At 65.5% G+C, this 20,340-nt stretch carries 14 protein-coding genes; 5 read left to right on the top strand and 9 right to left on the bottom strand.

Annotation, left to right across the window (positions count from 1 at the left end; all coding sequences use genetic code 11):
* Positions 1-4: 4 nt before the first annotated feature.
* The gene (locus VQH23_RS13735) at positions 5-2,092 is read right to left on the bottom strand and encodes an AAA family ATPase (protein WP_338661299.1); all 2,088 of its coding nucleotides are present in this window, start codon (positions 2,090-2,092) and stop codon (positions 5-7) included.
* Positions 2,093-2,250: 158 nt separating this feature from the next.
* Between VQH23_RS13735 and VQH23_RS26625 the strand changes: the two genes are divergently transcribed.
* Complete coding sequence (locus VQH23_RS26625; protein ID WP_408904337.1) at positions 2,251-2,472, top strand: KTSC domain-containing protein; 222 nt, start codon at positions 2,251-2,253, stop codon at positions 2,470-2,472.
* Positions 2,473-3,317: 845 nt separating this feature from the next.
* Here the strand turns inward: VQH23_RS26625 and VQH23_RS13740 are convergent.
* From VQH23_RS13740 to VQH23_RS13755, 4 genes are all read right to left on the bottom strand, one after another.
* Positions 3,318-3,827, bottom strand: coding sequence for a C39 family peptidase (locus tag VQH23_RS13740; RefSeq protein WP_338661300.1), 510 nt, complete (start codon positions 3,825-3,827; stop codon positions 3,318-3,320).
* Positions 3,828-5,074: 1,247 nt separating this feature from the next.
* Entirely contained in the window at positions 5,075-6,139 is a 1,065-nt protein-coding gene (locus tag VQH23_RS13745) for a DUF4011 domain-containing protein (protein ID WP_338661301.1), read from the bottom strand.
* 164 nt (positions 6,140-6,303) lie between these two features.
* Positions 6,304-9,810 carry an AAA family ATPase gene (locus tag VQH23_RS13750; protein ID WP_338661302.1) on the bottom strand — a complete coding sequence of 1,169 codons (3,507 nt, stop codon included), beginning with the start codon at positions 9,808-9,810 and terminating at the stop codon, positions 6,304-6,306.
* Between the two features lie 7 nt (positions 9,811-9,817).
* Positions 9,818-11,098, bottom strand: a complete 1,281-nt coding sequence (locus tag VQH23_RS13755) for a DNA repair exonuclease (RefSeq protein WP_338661303.1) — start codon at positions 11,096-11,098, stop codon at positions 9,818-9,820.
* A gap of 138 nt (positions 11,099-11,236) precedes the next feature.
* On the opposite strand from VQH23_RS13755, the gene VQH23_RS13760 reads away from it, so the two are divergent.
* The 4 genes from VQH23_RS13760 to VQH23_RS13775 all read left to right on the top strand — a co-directional run bounded on the left by VQH23_RS13760 (position 11,237) and on the right by VQH23_RS13775 (position 17,284).
* Positions 11,237-12,301, top strand: a complete 1,065-nt coding sequence (locus VQH23_RS13760; RefSeq protein WP_338661304.1) for an SIR2 family protein — start codon at positions 11,237-11,239, stop codon at positions 12,299-12,301.
* Entirely contained in the window at positions 12,262-14,091 is a 1,830-nt protein-coding gene (locus VQH23_RS13765) for an ATP-binding protein (RefSeq protein WP_338661305.1), read from the top strand. The genes VQH23_RS13760 and VQH23_RS13765 overlap by 40 nt, the downstream gene beginning before the upstream one ends.
* A 704-nt stretch (positions 14,092-14,795) precedes the next feature.
* The gene (locus tag VQH23_RS13770; protein ID WP_338661306.1) at positions 14,796-15,926 is read left to right on the top strand and encodes a serine protease; all 1,131 of its coding nucleotides are present in this window, start codon (positions 14,796-14,798) and stop codon (positions 15,924-15,926) included.
* Between the two features lie 257 nt (positions 15,927-16,183).
* Complete coding sequence (locus VQH23_RS13775) at positions 16,184-17,284, top strand: energy transducer TonB (RefSeq protein ID WP_338661307.1); 1,101 nt, start codon at positions 16,184-16,186, stop codon at positions 17,282-17,284.
* A gap of 186 nt (positions 17,285-17,470) precedes the next feature.
* Here VQH23_RS13775 and VQH23_RS13780 read toward each other — a convergent pair whose 3' ends face one another.
* The 4 genes from VQH23_RS13780 to VQH23_RS13795 all read right to left on the bottom strand — a co-directional run bounded on the left by VQH23_RS13780 (position 17,471) and on the right by VQH23_RS13795 (position 19,886).
* Positions 17,471-18,226 (bottom strand): hypothetical protein, encoded by a 756-nt coding sequence (locus VQH23_RS13780; RefSeq protein WP_338661308.1) that lies wholly within the window; start codon positions 18,224-18,226, stop codon positions 17,471-17,473.
* A 7-nt stretch (positions 18,227-18,233) separates the two neighbouring features.
* Positions 18,234-18,638, bottom strand: a complete 405-nt coding sequence (locus VQH23_RS13785; protein ID WP_338661309.1) for a DUF4186 domain-containing protein — start codon at positions 18,636-18,638, stop codon at positions 18,234-18,236.
* 67 nt (positions 18,639-18,705) lie between these two features.
* Positions 18,706-19,014 carry a hypothetical protein gene (locus tag VQH23_RS13790; protein WP_338661310.1) on the bottom strand — a complete coding sequence of 103 codons (309 nt, stop codon included), beginning with the start codon at positions 19,012-19,014 and terminating at the stop codon, positions 18,706-18,708.
* A gap of 146 nt (positions 19,015-19,160) precedes the next feature.
* Positions 19,161-19,886: a hypothetical protein gene (locus tag VQH23_RS13795; protein WP_338661311.1), complete on the bottom strand. Its 726-nt coding sequence runs from the start codon at positions 19,884-19,886 to the stop codon at positions 19,161-19,163.
* Between the last annotated feature and the right edge of the window lie 454 nt (positions 19,887-20,340).

Genomic DNA, 20,340 nt, shown 5'->3' on the forward strand with positions numbered 1-20,340 from the left:
CGAATCAGTTCGGCTTCGCTGAACGCTCCAGCAGAGCTTGGAAGAGAGTGCTGCCCCGTCTCGCGACCTCCGCCGGGCATTCCGCCTTTCCCTCGGCCCAGGACCGCACCAAGTACAGCGATGTGGTCACCTTCCAGCCCTCCGGGAGGTCCATCCCCGCTGCGCTGGCAGCCGCCATTGTGCGCTTGATGACGCTTCCAGCAGCGCCCGCGTCCACCGGCGGGACATGAAGCGCCAGGCCGAGCGCCTCATTCACTGCAGCGACATACAGGGTGTCCCCGAGGATATCCTCGACCTCGTTGCCTTCTCCGCCCAGCACGTCGTCCAGCAGCAGCACCGCCGATTCATTCCCCTTGTAGAGGTCCTTCTGCAGGTTGGTCCGGGTACCCCGCCCAGCCTGGTCGCCATCGAGCAGGATCACAGGGCGGCTTCCCTCTCCGAGGAACAGGGAAGCGATCTTTCCCACCATCGGCACGCCGCCACACGGCACGACGTGGACGTCCTCGGGTAGATGGGCGAGACCCAGGTCACGGCAGCGGTGGCTGATTGCATGGAGAAGGTAGAAGTCGGTCATCCCCTCGACCAGAACGTTGCGATGCATCGAGAGGAGGCCGCGCACCATGGCGTAGCCAGCCGCCGCCTGCAGCGGGAAGATGGTCTCCCTATCCTTGGGCCACATCCCCGGTGGGGAGATGCGGGAATGACCATCGTCACCTTCCACGACCGGGCGGACCCGCTGAAGGTTGTCGCCATCCACGAGAAAAGGGGAGTGCGTGCTGTACAGGATCTGGTTGTCCTTCGAGAGCTTCTCGAAGAACGCGAGCAGTTCCTGCTGGGCCGTCGGATGTAAGTTCAGGCCAGGCTCGTCGAGAAGGAGTACCGCATCCTTGTGGCCTTCCTCGGACTCCACGAGGAACACGAGATAGAAGGAGAAGAACCACTGGAAGCCCTTGCTCCGAGATTCCAGCTCGATCTCCACGTCTGGGCGCCGATTGTCCGCGACCCAGATCCGGAAGAAGTCACCGTCCGCATCGTATCGGATCCGGTGACGCCGCTGTGACCACCACTCGCCGAAGAGCCTGGTGATCGCCGACGAGGCGGAGCTGAGCTTGATGGAACGCTCCTCCTTTCGCCGCTGCTCGGACGCCAACATCTCCTGCGTAGGCGACCCACCCTGTCTCGGCACCCTAAGGCGGTCGGTCCCGAGTTCCTGCATATCCTCGGCGGTCAACCCGACATGGCTGAACATGGCCTTGATGGTTCGGATCCTGGGATTCGATGGATCGGCTTGGGCATCCTCCAGGAAGCGGGTCAGCCAGACGGCACTGTCCAGGACACCGTAGTTCTCGAAGTAGATGAATACGGGCAGGGCATCCCGGATCGCCCCCCTCGCCGCGGCAGCAGGATCCGGCTTTTTCGCCTCGGCGGTGTGGTGGTCGAGCACCTCAAGGAAGGCCTCGATGAGATCCGCGGTGTTCGCGTCGGACAGGGCGTCCAGTTCCGTCCGGAGTCGCTGCAGCAGCTTGGTCCCTGCCTCCCCGCGCATATTCCCGACGCCGTTGAGGACCTCGCGGGCGCCTGTAGTCCAGGCGAGGAGGGCGGTCTTCGCTTCCGATGTAGCCGTTGCTCCGTCGGGTGTGGCCGCCTTTAGCCGCCGGGTCGATTTCTCTAGAGGGACGAGGGCCTCCAGAAGCGGGCCAGGCGAGACCTCGGCGGAGGCAAGCGGTGGCTGGAAGCCTACCGCCAGGCTTCCGTCATAGAAACGCGTGGCCTCGGCGAACTGCGGGACGGCGGATCCATCCGGCAGGATACCGGACAGGGTGTCTACAATCTCGCCTTCAATCTTGAAGCGGGTCTGGCATACAGCCCAGCCGGACCGCCTACCGTACTCCGTCGTGTAGCGGTCCCGGGGGAACTCGCGCTGGGCGTCGTAGGGGTCCGAGGTTGCCGGATTGAACTTGTGCAGTGCCCTGAGAAGTGTGGTCTTCCCGGATTCGTTCCTTCCAACGAGGGCCGTCACCCGATCCAGATCGATCCAGCCGCTATCGTCGATGTTGCGGTAGTTCATGACCCTGAACGCGACCAGCTTCATCTTGGCCCTCCCGTTCATACGTTATACCGCATTCAGGAACGAAGGAAGAACGGTCCGGGCGGGTGGGGAGGCTCGTCCGGTAGCCCCGCCCAGGCTGCCAGGCAGGACCCGACACGCTCGCGGAAGGTGGTCGAGGTGAGGGCGTGGTGAACCACGCTGTGCAGGAGGTCGGAAGACGTTGTCGCCCCGCTGCAGCGCGCCAGCCCAGCCGGATCGAATACGACGCCGCAACTCGTCGCCTGGACGTCTGGTTCACCTCCGGCGGCGGCGCCTACTCCCACGATGGGGTCCCCGAGGCGATCTACCGGGCCTTCCTCGCCGCAGCCTTAAAGGGTTCCTACTACGGCGATCACGTTAAGCCGCACTACGGGTCGCGGTGACCATGCCCGACACGGATCTCGCTCCCTCCACCGGACGCCTGTTCCCGGCGGTGACTGCCAAGCGATTCCGCGATGCCTCCCCAGGGGATGTCGTCTCCGTGCTGGACGGCGGCCCTGGCGAACTGACCATGGTGGCGGTGGCCAAGGAAGCGGATGGGACGGAGGCGCCTCGTCTCGTCTTCCTTGGCGTAAAGCGGAACACGGAACCCGCCGGACCTCGGGCTGTGCTTCACCCCCTTCCTGGTCTGACCTGTGACGCCAAGCCGCGGGCGACTGGCGGACCGCTATGCCGGGTCGGTGAGGGTAAGGTCGCGAGGACGCGTAGGAAGTCAGGTCTTGGGTACGGCCTGCGCTCGAGCAGGGGGGACATTGCAAAAGGTATGTCTAGAGGGCGGACGGTCTCCGCACCGTGGTCCGGTGGTTCCAACCAAATGGCTCTGAGGCCGAGCGAAGGACAGACGAGGAGGCGACATTCCCCTTCGAGGGGAGGATTCGTCGCCTCTATATCCCGCAGCATTTCCTGAATGGCCGCAGCCAACTCGGGATTGCCACAGGAGACTAGGCGTGGACGGCCCTCGACTTCGCTGGAGCGCACGCTCCGCAGATTTCCGGAGACCTCGGCTTGATGATGGATCCTGTGCGTCGGATGGGCCGTCCGTCTGAGTTCGACATCCGGCTGCGCGATCGAAATGCCACCGAATGACCAGATCTCAAGGCTTTCACGGATCGTAAATCGATCCACCAGCGGGTTTGTCCGCGGGGCGCTGCGAACGCTTTCCAGGTGTAGCCCTTCCTCGCCGGGAAGCCTCTCCCGCATCTCTTGCAGGAGGGACGAAACGGCGGCTTCAGGAAGTGAGCGGAGCGTGACCAAGGGCGCCTCCGATCCGATGATACGTGTGTGTCCACGGTCCCAGCCCAAATCCCTGCACAAGCTCCTCATGAGTGCACCACAGAGGACGGTCGCTCAGCGGATCGTGGACTAGGACGGCATCGCCCTGATAGACCCCGATGATGAGTACGACGTGTGCGGGAGCACCTCCGGGCGCTGGATCGTCGTACTGTATGTACACCTCGACCGGACGTCTCCACACTGTGATCTCGTCCACAATGGTGTCCATTCCGAAGTACCCTTCGAGGGGTCCCTCGAAAGGTACATCATAGGGATAGTACCCATCTTCGGGGAGGGCCGGTTCGTTCGGGCAGCCCGCTTCGCCGAAGACCTGCGCCGCGATCGCGCATGGGTCGATCCGCTTCCCGTTCGCCCGGAGTACCATTGAGCAACAAGTCGCCCAGCAGAGCTGTGTGTCAGGCTGCCTGATGAACGGTACCGGGAGCACCAGCCCGTCAGCGCTCACCTGCAGGTGCTCCTTGAAGCGGCGTCTGAACGCTTGGCGCGATGCCAAGTGTACCCAGGCATGTACCCGGTGTCGCCTGACGGGGACCCGTCTCCGTGAAAAGGGTCATGGCGCACAGCCCAACGAGGCTGCCAGCGATGTCATAGCGGAAGTCATAGAGGCCCGGAGCGAGGACCGGGATTGGATCAGGCCTCCCGCCGCCACCGCGGTCCGGTGACCCGCCCGCTGGCGGCATTCCACCCGCCAACCGAGCGGCGTTGAGGCCTGCCTCAAAGAGGTTCTTGAGCACCTCTGCGTTCTTTGTGTTGTCCACTGAGCCATTCAGAGAAGTCAGGCGCCATCCGTCCTCAAGGGTCACGCTGAGTTGGCCGGAACTGAACAACCCGGTGGTCTGCCTGATCGCCATGGGGCGGCTTAGGTCGGGCAGGTAGACAAGGCGGGCGACATACCGGGTATTCTGCGCAGAGAAGCTGCCGTTTCCGGGCGAGGGCGCGGTGGCCGAAGCCGCGTCAGCACCGGCCGGTGAAAGGCGCTCCCGCCCGGTACCGCCCGCACCTGCCAAACCCTCGGAAACGCCCGGTTCCGGCCCTCCGAGGGGATTTGTTGGCAGACCTCGTGGCCGGACCTCTCGCGTCTGGAGACCTCCCGCAGCAGAGACGCCACCAGGAAGCGCCATGACAAGAAGGTATGGCTTTGGCATGTAGTATCGGATGCCCTCCCGTCCGGCGATATTACGCCCATCTGGAGTGAGCGCATCGACCTCGAAACCGGAGCACCCTCCCAACGCCAAGCCGACGCCTGCCATGAGGGCACACAGCGGTCGGAGGCGGGTCACCTCGCATGCTGAGGACGAGCGTATCGTCGGCGCGGTCGTGCTGCCTTGCTGCGGCGGCGTCCGCTCCTGGACAGGCCTTGTGCCGGATTGCTCGACTTGAGTGTGCCGAGGGTCCGTAAGCTTGAGCGGAGGGTACGAGGGGCTCATGACAGTTCCCATGAAAAACGGTCCGATAATGCAACTATCATGTGGCTATTTGGAGGGGCAGAGAAGAGTGACCCCTCGCGATCCGGCACCGGCGCTTATGCTGTCTGGGTACGGACATCCTTGGTGAGCGTAGAAGCAGCACGGATCCGTGTGCGCGGGGCATGAGGCTACTTGGGCGTTGCTAGACGTCCCTGACGCGTGGCCAGGGATACTCGGGGATTTTGGGCACACATATTTTCGTTTGGGCATACTTTTTTGAAATGGGTTAACTTGTTTTGTGGGGTACAGACTTGCCGGTCCCGGGCGGGCCCTGGATGACGAGGTTACGCCCCTGCCGTACGTCGTGGACCGCCAGCGTCTGGGAGCTGTCGCAGTCCACGATGTGCAGCATGTCGACCGGGGCGATGTACCGGTCGATCGGGGTGTCCTCGTGAAGCAGCTCGTCCCGGCCGTCGAACCCGTCGGCCAGGAGGGATCGGATCAGTGGGCGATCGGCGATGGTCTCGCCCTGGGGCCAGTTCGCCGGATCGAGGTCTCGGTACATGAGGAACTTGGCGAAGGAGAAGAAGCCGAGGACGATGTCGTCCGGCTTGACCTCCCAGCCGTCCTTCGTCTCGACGGCCCGTGCCACGGCCTTGAAGTAGGCAGTCGGCTCGAACTCGTCGTCCGCCTCGAGTTCCGGGAGCTTCAGGGCGTGCACCCGGTCCAGATAGGCCTCTAGGGAGAGGTTGGCCGACAGATCCTCGGGCCTGGCGCGGACGCGGAAGCGCTCTCCGGCCGTGCCGCGTTCCAGCCTGACCGGCACGAGGACGAGCGGCGCGTGCCGGACGTTTTCCCTGTTCTGGGGATCGATCCACTTGAGCATCCCCAAGGCCAGGTAGAGGACATTGACGCCCTGCTCCTCCTCCAGAGTGAGGGCATCCCCGTAGAGGTCGAAAAGGCGCTTCTGCAGGCCCTTCGAGGTCATCCGCGTCTGCAGCTTGGTGTCGGAATGGCGGCTCGCGACACCCTTCTCGTCGCCCCCCTCGTCATCTGCGGGCTGGGGCAGCTCGGCCAGGAAGGCTTCGTCGACCGCCTTGGCGTCCGCCTTCTCCTGTGCCGTCTCCCGCCCGGGCAGGAAGGTGCAGGCCTTGCTCTCGCGGACCAGGAGCCGGAAGACCTCGGAGGACCGCTCGTCGACCACGTCGACTGTCTTGGCCGATGCGGAGAACCGCGGAACGTTGAGGAGGCGGTTGCGGGCCGACAGGTCCAGTAGCTCGGCCCGTGCCTTCTCGAGCTTGGCGGCGATCGGAAGGTCGCCCTGAAACACCGAAACCGGCCCGTCCGCCATGCCTGTGTCACTCAATTTCTGTTAGCGAAATGGTACAAGGAAGCCTGGATCACGCAAGGCGCTCAGCCCGGCCATCTGCCAGGCAGCACAACTGCGAAGAGGGGCTGTGGCGCCTACACCGAGGTCCACGTCCGCCCTCCCGTGAAGGTAATCGGGACGGCAACCTACTGGTCCCGGGGCAGTCCGAGGTGTTGGACATGGATGCTGGACAGGCTGACCGGGTCCCGCAGCACTCCGAGCAAGTGCTCATGATGGGTGAGCAGGATGACCTGGGTCGTCTCGCTCAGTCGTAGCAGGGCGCGGAAGGCCGCCGCAGCACGCCGATCGTCATGGCTCTGCAGGATGTCGTCGCCGATGAAGGGCAGGACGGTCCCGCTGGCCGCCTCGTCAGCGATGGCGACGAGGCGGAGGGCCAGGAAAAGCTGGTCCCTCGTGCCTTCGGAGAGCTGGTCGACCTCGACCTCCTCCTCGGGGAAGTCCCGCATACGCAGCACAAGCCGTGCCGTACCGCGATCGTCCTCCCGGGAGGCGACGCCGCTATAGGTGCCGTTGGTCAGTTCGGAGAAGGTCTCGCCGATCCGGCGGAGCAGCGCGTCATCACCGCCATCCTGCACGGCGCCGAGTGCAGCCTCCAGCAACCCCGCCGCGACCTGCATAACGAGCGCGTCCTCGAGCGTCTGGCCGATCTGGCCTGCAGCCGAAGCCTCGTTGGCCGCCGCCCTGAGGGCGGCCTCGTCCCCGGCGAGCTGCCGTAGTTCCACCTCAAGGGTCGTGACGATGGCCACCTGTTCCTGTGCGGCGGCAGCATGGCCGCGCTGGGCCTCTTCAGCCTCTCGCAGCGCTCCCTCCAGATCATCCGCCGCAAGCGCCGCCGCCTCGGTCCGCAGCGCGTTCAGGTCCAGCCCGTCACCCCCGGTCAACAGGTCGGCCGCGGCTGCGTCGCGCAGCCCCTCCTGCCGGGCGCGCTCCTGGCCGAGCAGGATGCGCTCCTCCGCGACTTCCACTGTGGCGGCACCGGCCTCGGCGATCACCGCCCGTAGCGCGGCCTCCGCTTCGGCGAGGGCCGCCTCGTGCTGGCGCAGCGTGCCCAGTTCCCTCTCGCGCTGGCCGAGCAGCGCGGCGCGCCGCTCGGCCAGCGCGGCTTCGATCCGCTGACGGCGGTCCAGTTCGCGCAGCCCGCCCAGGGCATCCTCCCCAGGGGTGCCGCCGAGGCGCTCGCATATTGCCGCGTAGACGGTCCGGAACCGCGCAAGCGCCCCTCGCCATGCCGAGGCCTGGACCTCCAGCTCGGCGGCGCTGCGCAGGCTCCCCGCAAGGATGTCGCTGGCTTCCAGTATCCCGTCCAGGGCCTGCGGCGGCAGGTCCGGCGCCTGGCCCAGGCGCTCCAGCGCCGCGCCCCACTCGGCCTGGCAGCGCAAGCGGCTCTCGGCCGCCGCCTCGCGTTCCCCTCCGATGTCCCGGAGCGCGTCGTGCGCAGCCGTGGCGGCGGCCTCGTACTCACGCCTCCGGTCCTGGGCCGCACGCCTTCGAAGGACCGTGGAGGCCGCGCGATCTAGAACGACGGACAGATCTCCCGGCGCGGCATCGTCGAGCAACCGGAGCAGTCTGGTCGCGGCCCCTTCTTGGCGTGCCCGCACCTCGGTCAAGGCAGCCTGCGCGGTCGTCAGGGCCTGCCGTGCCGCCAGTCCAGCCTCTCGTGCCGCGATCAGACGCTGCACTTCGGCCAACCCCGCCCTCCCATGTAGCCCCAGCGGATGGATGGCCGCTGCCCAGGCCGCCTGGGCCGCGTCGGACGCCTCCCGTGCCCCGCGCGCCTCATCCAGGGCGGCCGAGAGTTCGGCCTCGCGCTCAGCCAGCGCGCGCACGAGCCTTTCGGCGCCTGCCACCCGCTCGGCATCGGACCAGCGAGCGTCGGCGATCCGGTCCGCGGCGCTCACGGCCTCGGCGTAGGCGAGAGGCAGGGAACGTCCATCTCCGTAGGCCTCTTCCTTCTCACGATCGATGGCCTCGCCGGAGAGGCGGCGGAACACGAGATCCCATCCCGCCTCGCGATGCCTGCGGGCCTTGAGGAGGTCGGCCCCGGTCGATGGCGCGCCGCCCACCTCGAGTGCTGCCTTCTCCGCCTTCACTGCGGCCAGGGATCCCTCGGCCCGGCGTATGGCCTCGTTATGACGCTCCAGCAGCAGCCGGGCAGCGTCCCGCGCGGCCGCCAGCCGGGTCAGCACGGCCTCCGTCGGCGGATCCAGCCCGGCCAGTGTCTCCGGGTCGCGGAGCAGTGCCGGAAGACGGGCCAGCGCACCTGCGAACTGTGCCTCGGCCTCCTCCACCCCGCGCCGTGCCGCAGCCAGGTTGCGCGTCGGGTCACCCTCGCGCTGGATCTCGCCGAGCATCTCCTCCAGCTGCCGCATGTCCTCAGGTGGTGGTAGCGCGGCCATGGCCTGCTCCGCCTGGGCGAGGCGCGCTTCCTGCTCCGCGGCCCGCCGGGGAAGGCCAGCGAGCGCCGTTTCCTGCGCCTCCTGTTCGGCCTTCAGGCGACGGAGCTGCGCCACCAGCGATGAAGGAGGCACGAGGGAGGCCGCCTCGGTCGCGTCGGCCCGGCCCAGGATCCTGGCCTGCTCCGCAACCCGGTCCCGGGCTTCCGCGAGAGCCTCTTCCGTGCCCGGCAGCCCGGCCATGGCGCTCTCGACGAGTCCTACCATCCCCGCTAGCGCCTGGATCTCCTCGGTCACGGCCAGCAGGACGTCATCCACCGCGACCCGGGCAACGTCTTCGTCAAGCCGCGCGAGGTAGGCGCGGGCCGTCTCCAGGGTGTGGCGTGCCTGCGCCACGGCGCCGCGCGCGGCAGGCAGGCGCCCGGCTAGGTCAGCAGGAAGGCGCGGGGCGTGTGGGCTCGCCGCAAGCCAGGCCGTGGCCATAGCGTGTGCTGTCAGGAGAGGCCGGGTGCGGCGGACACGCTCCAGGCGGCGCAGCCTTGAGCCTGCCTCGGCGGCGGCGCGGTTGCTCTCGTCCCGACGCGCCTCCGCGTCCCGCAGCGCCCTCTCGCGCTCCGCCCATTCCTGCGGCCGCACGAGGCTGTCCTTGAGCTGGCGGCGGCTCTCCGACCAGCGGTCGAGGGCGACATAGAAGGGGCGAGAGGCGGTCTTGCGGGGGGGAGCCAAGGCGTCGCGCTCCCCCTCCAGCGCACGGTGCAGGGACGAAGCTTCCCGCAGCCCACCGGCCGCAGCCAGCAGCGCGTCGGCCAGGATGCCGCCCGAGGTCAGGAGTTCGCGCCCGCCCTGCCGTAGCCGCTCGGTGTCGAGCGCGAAGAGCTGCGACATCAGCTTGCCGTCAGCCCGTCCCAGCAGTCTGTCCAGCCAGGTCTGGTCGAGCGGGGCGTCGCCCTCGCCGGTCAGTGTGTTCCGGTTCCCCTTGCGGCGGGTGAAGGCAAAGGGGGCGCCGTCAGGACCGATGCCGGTCGCGGCGATCTGCATGCCCGGGTAGCCGTGCCGGAAGCCCATGGGCGTCTGCCCGCCGATGCCGAAGAGCAGGTCCTGGAAGGCCTGGCGGAGGACGGACTTGCCCGCCCCGTTCGGGGCCAGGACGAGGTTGATGCGCCCCGGGGCAGGGTCGAAGGTGAGTGCCGTCTCCTCGAAGGGGCCGTAGCGGCGCAGGGTGAGGCCGGTCAGGCGCATGGACGCCTCAGCCCTGGGCGAGGCGGGCGAGCAGGAGGTCCCGTGCCCGCTGCAACAGCTCCGGCGGCAGCCGCCCCTCCGCCGCCTGGACGGCGGGGTGGTCCGGGCCGAGCGCCTGGCGCAGGCCGCCCAGACCACGATCCAGCATCGCCGTGGCGTAGCCCTGCGCCGCGGCAGCAGGGCCGGTCGCCTCCTCAGGCGCCTCGGCCATGGCGTCGATCGCGCGCACGAGCCGCCCGACGGCGTCGTCGCGCGCCCGCAAGGCGCCGATGTCCTGCATGGGGCGGGTCGCGACGCGGACGTCCTCGATCCAGACCGCGTCGGCCTCTGCCACCTCCAGTGCGGCGGCCACGAGCTTCTGCCGCAGAACGGCCGGGTCGCGGGCAAGGACGAGGTGGGCAGGGCAGGCGCCCTCCAGCCGAAGGCGCAGGACCAAGAGGCGGCCCTCGGCGGCGTCCACCGCCTCGCCCATGGCGCGGCGGCAACGGACCAGTACGGCCTCCTCGTCGGCGGCGCCCTCGCAGTCCACGGTCAGCCGTGCCCAGCGCACGGCATCCAGCGCCCGGTGCTCGACGCCCACCACGCGGCCGTGGCGGACGGTGACGAGGCTGGCGCCCTTGGCCCCGGCCTCGTTGACGTGTCGGCCCTGCAGGTTGCCGGGGAAGACGATCCAGGGGTCCTGCAGCACCTCCTCACGGGCGTGGATGTGGCCGAGCGCCCAGTAGTCGTAACCGTGGGCGGCCAGTTGCTCGACCGTGCAGGGGGCGTAGGACTGGTGACCGGGTCGGCCCGTGGCCGCGGTGTGCAGCAGGCCGATGTTGAAGCGGTTCGCGGCGGGGGCCGGGTAGCCCTGGGCGAGGTTCTGCTGGACGTCGCGGGTCTGGAAGCTCTGGCCGTGCAGGACGACCTCGAACTCCGGCCACTCTACCGTGTCTGGCCGGTCGGCCCGGAGCAGGGTGGCGCCCTCCGGCAGGCTAAGCGAACGGGTGAGGACGCTCTCGGCGTCGTGGTTGCCGCGGATGGCCACGATGCGGATCCGGGCGCGGGTGAGCCGGGCGAAGGCGGCGACGAGGGCCTGTCCGGTTCGGAAATCGGGCCAATCACCGTCGTAGAGGTCGCCCGCCACTACCACGAAGTCGACCCTCTCCCGGATGGCGAGGTCGACGAGGTTGGTCAGGGCGTCCCGGGTGGCTTGGCGAATACGGGAAGCCGGAGCATCGGCACCAAGCCCACGGAGGGGGCTGTCCAGGTGCAGGTCGGCGGCGTGGATGAAGCGGAAGCTGCTCAAGCTTTACCATCATGCCGTGCCGCTTGGCGGCGATCAAGCGAATGGGCCGACATAGATGACGCCTACCCACCCCTTTGAAGGACCTATGCGCGCAGGTAACGTTGAACAAGGAATCGGCGCCGCGTCAGGAGTACCTTCGTGATCCCGGACGAGGTCATTAAGCGCATCCAAGACCTATTCAGACCATCTCCTGTGCTTCTAGTAGGTAGCGGCTTCTCGTGCGGTTACGGGTTGCCGGGTATGTGGGAGGTTGCTCAGCATCTGATCGGAGCGCTGAATTCTTCTTCCATGTCGCGCGATGCATTCTCACTTTGGGAAGCACATAGGGCAGAGATCAACGAGGACTTCGAGAAAGGGCTCAACCAAATCCCTAGTGGCGCACCAGCTCGCGAAGAGCTCGTGGCCGAGATCCGGAAGCTTATCTCACGGCTTATCGTTAATCGTACTGCGGACGCCGAATGCAGGATCCGAAGTGTAAAGAATCCCCAAACAGAGGCACCCGCGCGTCTTCTAAAGCGCATTTACGCCGGAATACCACAGAACACTGAGTGCGCGCCGATTATCACCACCAACTACGACACGCTCCTAGAGTTGTTTTGCGATTTCGCGAAGCTGCCTCTGGATACGGGGTTCGAGGGCCATCGGCATAGATTTTTTCGGGAGGGCACTATCTATCGCACTCTCTATCGTCGGGAAAGCGTGCAAGTAAAGAACATCATGCAATTCGAATACAGGCATTTCACCAACATCAGACTTCTCAAGCCCCACGGGTCGGTTGCATGGCACTCGACTGACTATGGGCCTGTAGAGATACTCAATCATGCAGATGCTGGCTCCAGAGCTATAGTAATTCCGGGGCCATCAAAGTACGAAGACGCTCTGGTGATGACACTCTTCGATTCCGTGCGGACTGAAATGAACGCCTGTATAAGAAACGCTTCGGGGTTGATGTGCCTAGGCTTCGGCTTCAACGATGCACACCTTCAAGGCGCCATCCGTGACAGGCTGCGCTATCGCATGCCCATGCTTATACTAACCAAGAAATTAACCGCCAACATCGAAGCTCTCTTGGCTGACCACCCACATATAATCTCCATCTCGGAGCATCCAGATGGTTCGTCCTGCCATGCCGACGGAAGTATATACGTCTCAAACGAACCTATTTGGACGCTCGATTGTTTTCTGAAAACCTTCTTGGAGTGATTTCGATGGGAATCTTCGCGTTTTCTCTTCATCATTCCATCGGCGAGGTTCGAAGTGTCGAGAGTTCCAAAATTATCGCTCGGGTGACTGATCCTACTCGCTTGCAGAGAGCAAGAGTAGGTCGCCTAGTGGCAATCCAGTCCGTGGGTGACGAGTGGCTAATCGGAATTCTGGACCGGGTATGGCGTCACGCCATAGAGGTTGAGCGAATTGAGGGTATCAGCGACGGAGCGTCAGCGCCTGAGGTACCGGCGGAGGAAAACGGCGTCACGATTAGTCTGGTTGGCACATACCGAGAGCGAGATGGAAAGCGCAGAAATGTTTTCTCGCGAGCGGTTTTTTCGCTGCCTGAAATCAACCGCCCAGTTTATCCACTGGATGAAAAATCCCTGGAAGACTTTATGGGGATTCTCAGCTCGTCCACGAAGTCGGCTGCGACAACACCTCTCAAGATCGGGCGGTATACCTTAGATGAGCGAGCAATTGCTTATGTGGACGGGGACAAGCTCTTCCAGAGACATATGGCTCTCGTCGGCAGCACTGGTTCCGGAAAATCGTACGCTGTCGCGTCGATCTTAGAACAGGCAGCAAAGCTTCCTCATGCGAATGCGATTATTCTTGATCTGCATGGCGAATACTCGAGTATGTCCTTTGCTCGTCACTTCAGGGTCGCCGGTATAGGTGATCTCAAGGCTCCAAACAGCCACGCACTATTTCTGCCGTTTTGGCTTCTCACATACGATGAGATGCAGTCGCTCTTCATTGACCGCTCTGGGGAAAACGCTCCAAATCAAGCTCTAGCCCTCATGGAAGCAGTGATCGAGCTAAAGCAACGCGCAATCGAGGCGTTTGGCAAACCAGATCTGCTGGATGGTTTTACAATTGACACGCCTGTCCCATTTAGCTTGCAAGCGTTGCTGGCTGCACAAACTGCCAAGAATGAAGATGAGAGTGACACCGGGGAGGTATACGCGTCGGGGCCTCGCAAGGGGCAGCCGAAAATGGAGAGGGGAGCACTTTACGGAAAGCTCTCCCGATTCCTGATTCGGATGCGGACGAAGATCAAAGATCGACGATACGCCTTTATGTACCAGCCGCCTGTTGAGTGCGATGAGTATGATGCACTGCATAAACTTGCCGAACTACTTCTCGGGTCGGGAGACTCGACCGGAAATGTCAATTCCGGGATAAAAATTATCGACTTCTCGGAGGTTCCATCGGATATTCTGCCGGTTGTTGTGGGGCTTGTCGCAAGGTTAGTATATCAATTGCAGTTCTGGAGTGACCCTGGTGCTGATGGTGATCACCGACATCCTATCGCCCTCATCTGTGATGAAGCTCACCTGTATCTACCCAGTGCCCAAAATGATGTCGGACCACTCGAACGGCGAGCTCTTGAGAATTTCGAGCGTATTGCCAAGGAGGGCAGGAAGTACGGCGTTAGCTTGATGGTAGTAAGCCAACGGCCATCAGATGTAAGCGCAACAATCCTTAGTCAATGCAGTAACATCGTGAGCCTGCGGCTTGCAAACAAGATCGATCAAGGCGTTGTACGGCAGCTCCTCCCTGAAAGTCTTGAAAGCTTGATGGAAGTGCTCCCTACGCTAGATGTCGGTGAAGCAGTAATCGTCGGCGACGCAATTCTTCTTCCAACTCGAATCAAGTTAGATGAACCGAAGAGCGTGCCGAGAAGTGCAACCATTCCCTTCTGGAGTCGATGGGACGCTCCCAAGTGTTCTGTCGATCTGAGAAAGGCGGTCGAAAATATGAGAAAACAATCTCGGGTCTAAGAAGTTCAGGAAGTGCGTCAACAAGTGGGACGCTACCGGCCGACAAGCAATGTCTAACCGTGGCAGTTCTCAACAGGTGCGTAGAGCGACGAGGATAGACGGGCCCTGGCGCGCGAAGCTTGACGTATTCTAGAGGCCTGCTGTGGTTCAGATCACTCGATCAAGAACGCTCCCATCCTGCCGGAACGTCCAAGAATAGCTGGTGCTACCGCCGGTCTTTTGGTCGGGCAACATGGCACAGCTCCTAGATTGAGGGCAGCGGCATGGTTGTGCTGCCTACCCTGGTAGGTTCCTCTTCCGAAGAGGAAGCGGCAGCTCTGGCAGGGCTTCGCGTGGTGCCGACCACCGCGGCCGGAGCCCTGGCCTGGGTAATGGAAAGGGCATCTACAACAATGCTGGGAACGACCTCCCCGATTCAGGGCAGCAGGCCCGTTTGCCACTGCATCAACCCCATTGCGTCTCCAGTCACTCCTTAGCAAATTCCCGAGGACGTCCTGCAGTTCGGAAAGTCCATGCCGCCAGCCGGAGAGCGCCCAAGGGCGAGGTGTTCACGTGTTCTTCGTCCGGGACTGTTCGGCACCCTCCTGGCGAGCACCTTTCTCGGGGTGGCCGCCTCAGCGCAGGACATACCGCAATTCTCGGTCGGGTCGTGGCGAGGCGTCGCCTACCCGGCAGCAGGGGCAGGTCCGGCGGGCTGCTCCGCGTTGAGCGACTTCTCGAACGGAGACCGGGTCGAGCTGATGCTCACGACCGGCATGACGCTGGGCATCAGCGTCACGAAGGGAGGCAGCGAGGTGCCCGGCTGGGTCCCGGCGGATTCCTCTGCCCCTCCCAGGGCCTGGGTGGACGACGAGCCCGAGTTCGCCTTCTCCGGTGCTGTCACCCCGACAGGCCTCCTCCTGGATGTCGGTTCCATCCTGAACCGGGCTGGCGCCAGCGCGTTCCGGCGCCTTGGCGAAGGCCGGGCGGTGAACATCGTTGTGGACAGTGGCCGCCAGCGCTACGCGCTACGGGGCACCTACGGCGCGCTCGCCGAACTGGTCGGCTGCGCCTTGAAGGTCCGTGCTGGAGAGGTGGTCTTTCCCCCTCGGCCATCGCCGCCTCCCACGGTTGCGTCCGCCCTACCGGCCCCACCGCCACCCCAGGCCGCGGCGGTGGCCCAGCGGCCGCCGTCCCCCGTGCCGCCCTCCGAACCCAGGGTCACGGGCTCGGGTAGCGGGGTCGTGGTGTCCGACACCGGGCATATCCTCACGGCCGACCATGTCATCGAAGGATGCCGCGGGCTCCGGATCATCCAGGTCGGCGGCACACAGATCGCTGCAGAGGTGGTCGGCCGGGATCCGCGGAACGACCTGGCACTGCTCAAGGCAGCGTCGCCCCTGCCCAGCGTGATCGCCCTCCGGATGGAGTCGCTCCGGAACGGCGAGGCTGTCGTGGCCTACGGCTACCCTCTGGGAGGGCTCCTCGCCTCGATGGGGAACGTCACTTTCGGCAACGTCAGCGCGCTGGTCGGACTGCGAGACGACAGCCGCATGCTCCAGATCAGCGCTCCCGTGCAGCCGGGCAACTCGGGAGGCCCGCTCCTCGACATGGGGGGGCGGTTGGTCGGGATCGTGCAGAGCAAGCTGAACGCCGTGAACGTCGCCATGGCGTCGGGAGACATCCCCCAGAACGTCAACTTCGCCATGAAGGGCTCGGTCGCGCTCGGCTTCCTCCAGGCACACAACGTCGAGCCGGTGTTCGAGCGCCGCGGCCCCGACCTGCCACAGGCCGACGTGACGGCGCAGGCACAGAAGGTCACCGTGAAGGTCCTCTGCCTGGGAGCTGCACAGTGAGAGCAGTAGCAGCCCTCCTGGCCGCAGCCGCCGGTCTCCTCCTGGCGCAGGGCGCTTCCGCCCAGCCGCAGCGGCAGCAAGGCCGGGTGCCTGCGTGCGATCTGACCGGCGCTCCCGAGGCCTGCTCCTCCTGTCCTGGGCTCGCGGCCGCCCTGCCTTCGATCCCGGCCGACAGGGTCTCGACCGGGCCGACGACCGACGGTGTCCTCTGGACGCCCCTCTACGTCGCCCAACGGCTGCACTGCCTGGATGTCGGCATGACGCTGCTCCGGCGTGGCGCCGATCCCAATGTCGGCGGCCGGGGCGGTGCGCTGGTCGTCGAAGTCGCTCGCTCAGCCTCCCCGGACGCCCCCGGCGCATCCAGGGCCGCGCGCCGGTCCCGCGCGATGGACTGGCTGCACCGGCTCGGACGCTTCGCGCTCGACGTGGACGGCCGCCTGCCGGACGGCTCGAGCAACCGCGTGGCCTGGATCGTGGCCGAGGTGGCAGATCCGGATGCGCGGGACATCTGGTCCTACGCGCTTGGCATCTCTGCCGCCCAGCCGGTCCTGGCGGATGGAGCGCAACCGGGCAGCCCGGACCTCCCGAGCGCCGACACGGGCATGACCAGGCCGTCCGAAACCGCCGTCGCCCGCGGCGTGGAACTCTTCGATATCATCTACAAGCAGGCCGGGATGTCCGGCCTGATCGCGCGGCTCCAGGACTGCTGGGCCGAACGGCGCCCTCCCAGTCTCAGCAGGGCGCAACTCCGGTGGTCCTACGAGGCCTGCGGCTCCCTCGATCTCGCATCGTCCGCCATCCATGCGGCATTCCTCAAGGAGATGCCCAGGGCCGAACCGCTGCCCTACTTCCAGTCGGTCACCCAGGACGAGCGTCTGCGGGTCTATCGGCAGTTTGCTGCAGACGGCCTGATCCCTGCCGTCCACCGGCGGGCGCTGTCGCGAAGCGTTGGTACCTGGCTAGAGATCATCGCCTTCGCCGAGCGGCCGCGCGCTGCGCCTCCAGGCTTGCCTGGCGCTCCGAGCGGCACACCAGGGGGACCGACCAGCCCCGCAACGCTCATTGAGCCCTCGGCTCAGCTGACCTATCCCGACGGCGCACGCCGGGCAGGGGAGGCGGGCGAGGTCGGACTGGTCCTCCGGGTAGCCGAGGACGGCAGGGTCATCGTCGTGGACGTCGACAAGTCGTCGGGCTTCGGAAGCCTGGACGATGCCGCGAGGCTGACGGCGTTCAGATGGCGCTTCCGTCCCGCGATGCGCGACGGGCTTGCCGTGTCCGCCTATCCGCGCGCGGTGGCGAACTTCTCGATCGCCACCAATGGGTCCGGGCGCGCCTCGGTGCGACTAGCCGCCCCCTGAGGGCGTCCGGCGGGCGGTCGAAACCGGGTGGTACGCCTTGCTCCGGGACAAGCGTGCCATGGCGACGAGGCCCTCAGGCCTGTACGGCTGCCATGGTCCGGGTGTGGTCATCCGCAGACGGTCACGATGCCCTGTTCGCGACCTGCAAGGCCCGGGTGGCTGCTCGTCCGGGAGGTGAGGAATGGTTCACCTTCGCGGCTGGCTCTGCCGGTTCGGAGGCGGTGTGCGCGACGCCGCCGGGGGTTGAGGCATTCCGAGCCGGTCCCGTGCCTGCCTCGCGTTGGCCTCCAGCCTCTCTCTCAGCCGGGCACAGTCGGCCCGGTCGTCCGGCCCGCGGCCGGTGTTCATCTGGGCGAAAGCCTGACGGTACTGCTCACGCCTTGGGATGTCGGCGACGGTCGCGAGGAAGCGCTCGAAGTTGGCCACGTCTTCCGTCGGCGGCCAGCCGCAGCCGGATGCGGTACTGGTCCTGCTCGCGACCCTGAGGACCGCCTCATAGGTCTCCTTGACGCCCACGCCGCACAAGGCGCTGAGCGGGGCGCCCTCCACGCCAGCCCTGTCGCAGTCCCAGCTGCCGAACTCAGCGAGGCCGCTGTTCTGGTTCCGCGCATAGGTCGCCAGGGTGGGATAGCTCCTGAAGCCACCATTCTCGAAGAAGGTGCGGCGCGGCTGGTCCGCAGGCACCGTGTCGTTCGGGCCGAAGAAGTGGAGGAAGCATATCCGTGGCGACCCCGGTTGCCCGCAGAGCCTGGAAGCGGCCTCGTCATACACGGCACGGCTTGTCTCCGCGCCAGACGCTAGGCGCACGAAGCGCCACATGTTGTCGCCGTCCAGCCGCCCCACGACCCGCCACTGGTTGCCAGATGGCTCGCCCCCCAACAGGGATCCGAGGATCGCGAGGCCTACGAGCCCTGCAAGGATCCAGCCAGCGACCTTCAGCATGCGCCCGCTACCTCTCCGACACCGACCACTGGAAGGACAATCCTGGCTGCGCGTCGCGCATCGCATCCTGGGCATCGAGCCAGCGCGCGAGGGCCTGAACGACGTGCTCCTGCTCGGCCTCCGTGAGCGCCCTCCCGGCCGGGATGGCGTGCCACTTGGCAAGACAGGTCCGGCAGCAGGTGCCTGTCGCGTGCTGAGCGATGAAGACAGGGTGGCCCCGCATCGGCGTCTGTTCGCCATCACGGAAGGGCTGAGCGGGCGCGAGGCGTTCCATGACGAAACGCCGCGCGTGCGAGAGCACGATCTCCCGCCCTCTTGCACGCAGATAGTCCGCATCCCGGCTGCCAAGCCGGAAACGCCGCCTGAAATCGGATCTCGCCAGTGCTGCGAAGACCTCGTCCAGCTCCCTCATCGTGCTCTTGGTCCCTGGCAGCCAGCCTGACGGTGCTGGCATCCGCGCCATCCCACGGAGAGGGTCCTCACGTCGCCGACCCGGCCGGTGTTCTTCGACGTCGCCCTCGCTGACGCAGGGGCTTCTCGACGACATCATCGATGGTCATGGGTGCCTGCCGCGGGAAAAGCGCGGTAAGTTCGCCCTCCGCGCGCAGGGCAAAGGCGATCATGACGACGGTCTGCAATGATGCCTGCCCCGTCCTCTCGAACAGTTTCAAGGTGCCCAGCCTGACCCCGGAGCGCTCCGACAGCTCGGCTTGGGTGTAGCCCAGATCCAGCCGTCGCCGCTTGGCGCGTTCGGCGACGCCTTCGATGACCTCGCCTGGGGACCACAAGCTAAGGGTTAACGACATAGCCTCTAATGCCAGAAAATAGGCTTAGTGGGTAGTATTTTGTCCAATATCTGCCCGGGACGAAGGCTAGGTTGCGGCCAACAGGGTACCCCTATCTGGAGACTTGGTGAATCAGCGGGCGTGCCCTCCTAGGTGGCCAGGGCATCAACCTGCGTCCGGACCCGCTCCTCCACGATGTCAGCGACTGATGTGGCCCTGTCATGCTGCAGGTCGCCGTAGCTTCCGGGCCTCCATCGGCGCGTCGGAGCGGTCAGCAGGTGCACCCGGTAGCCGTCCGTGTCTCGTGGCAGCATCCCGCCGACCCTGTACTCGGGATATGCGTCGATCCGGCGATTGAGATCCTTGCTGACGAGAGCAGCATCCGGCAGGCCGGGGAAGCGAGGCCGCTTCGCCTGCCACAGGTTGAGTTCCAGCAGCCAGGGGCCGCTCGTATCGGCAACCTCGACGAGGGCGTGCAGCCCAGGATGCCCGGTGCGGGCATCAGGCAGGCCGATGCGCAGGGCGCCACCTAGCCACTGCGTCTCCCCCGCTGCATCGACGAGGTTGACCATGCACGCGCCGTAGATCACGCGCGCCCGGACGCCCCGACGTCGGAGATGCTCGGCTGCCGCAGCAGACGACCAGACGCACCGGTTCTGGCCCTCCTCGTCCCAGAATGTAGTGCTCCGCATGGCGGGATAGAGATGCGTCACGACCTCCGACATTGCAGTGCGCAACCTGCTGCTCGCCCGGGGGCTGCTCTGGTGTGCGTGGATCGTGGCGGCACCGGTCGGAGCGGTCGGCAGCACCGGCGGAGTCAGGGGCGCGGAGCGGTCGACCTTGTCGGGAGGCCGCGCGGAAAGGATGCGGATCATGATGGATCTCCTCGTGTGCATGCACGACGGGAGGTCCGATCCTCATCCGTCGGACCCCTGCTGATCGGGGGCCGACGTCTCTACTAAACAGGATTTCTCGGTGCACAACAGTGTCGTGTAGTTCAGCGATGCCGGGTCGCTGTGGCGACGCACGCATGATCACTGTTGACAAGGATACGATTGCTAGGAGCCGCAGTGGCCGGGGAGTCCGAGGCATCGGCCGTTTGATCAGCCCATGTCTCATATATCGATCACTATCGGCGTTAGTGCTCGATATATAGAGCATCGGGGTCCTTGCCCGGCAGACCGGGCGTCTGCACGACACACCGGGGCCGTGCCTCATGTCGAGGGATCCATGGAAGCGCCCACGGCTCTGACCGGAGCGGCAATCCTGATGCCCGGAACCGCTGCGCTTCTTCCCGTACCGGATGCACGATGAAGGATACGGAACTCG

It is taken from the genome of Pararoseomonas sp. SCSIO 73927 (assembly GCF_037040815.1).
Taxonomy (GTDB): domain Bacteria; phylum Pseudomonadota; class Alphaproteobacteria; order Acetobacterales; family Acetobacteraceae; genus Roseomonas.

Coding starts and splice junctions, on each gene's coding strand:
- VQH23_RS13735 (WP_338661299.1), bottom strand. CDS start 2,092: ATGAAGCTGGTCGCGTTCAGGGTCATGAACTACCGCAACATCGACGAT.
- VQH23_RS13745 (WP_338661301.1), bottom strand. CDS start 6,139: ATGGCGGACGGGCCGGTTTCGGTGTTTCAGGGCGACCTTCCGATCGCC.
- VQH23_RS13750 (WP_338661302.1), bottom strand. CDS start 9,810: ATGCGCCTGACCGGCCTCACCCTGCGCCGCTACGGCCCCTTCGAGGAG.
- VQH23_RS13775 (WP_338661307.1), top strand. CDS start 16,184: ATGACGCTGCTCCGGCGTGGCGCCGATCCCAATGTCGGCGGCCGGGGC.
- VQH23_RS13780 (WP_338661308.1), bottom strand. CDS start 18,226: ATGCTGAAGGTCGCTGGCTGGATCCTTGCAGGGCTCGTAGGCCTCGCG.
- VQH23_RS13785 (WP_338661309.1), bottom strand. CDS start 18,638: ATGAGGGAGCTGGACGAGGTCTTCGCAGCACTGGCGAGATCCGATTTC.
- VQH23_RS13795 (WP_338661311.1), bottom strand. CDS start 19,886: ATGATCCGCATCCTTTCCGCGCGGCCTCCCGACAAGGTCGACCGCTCC.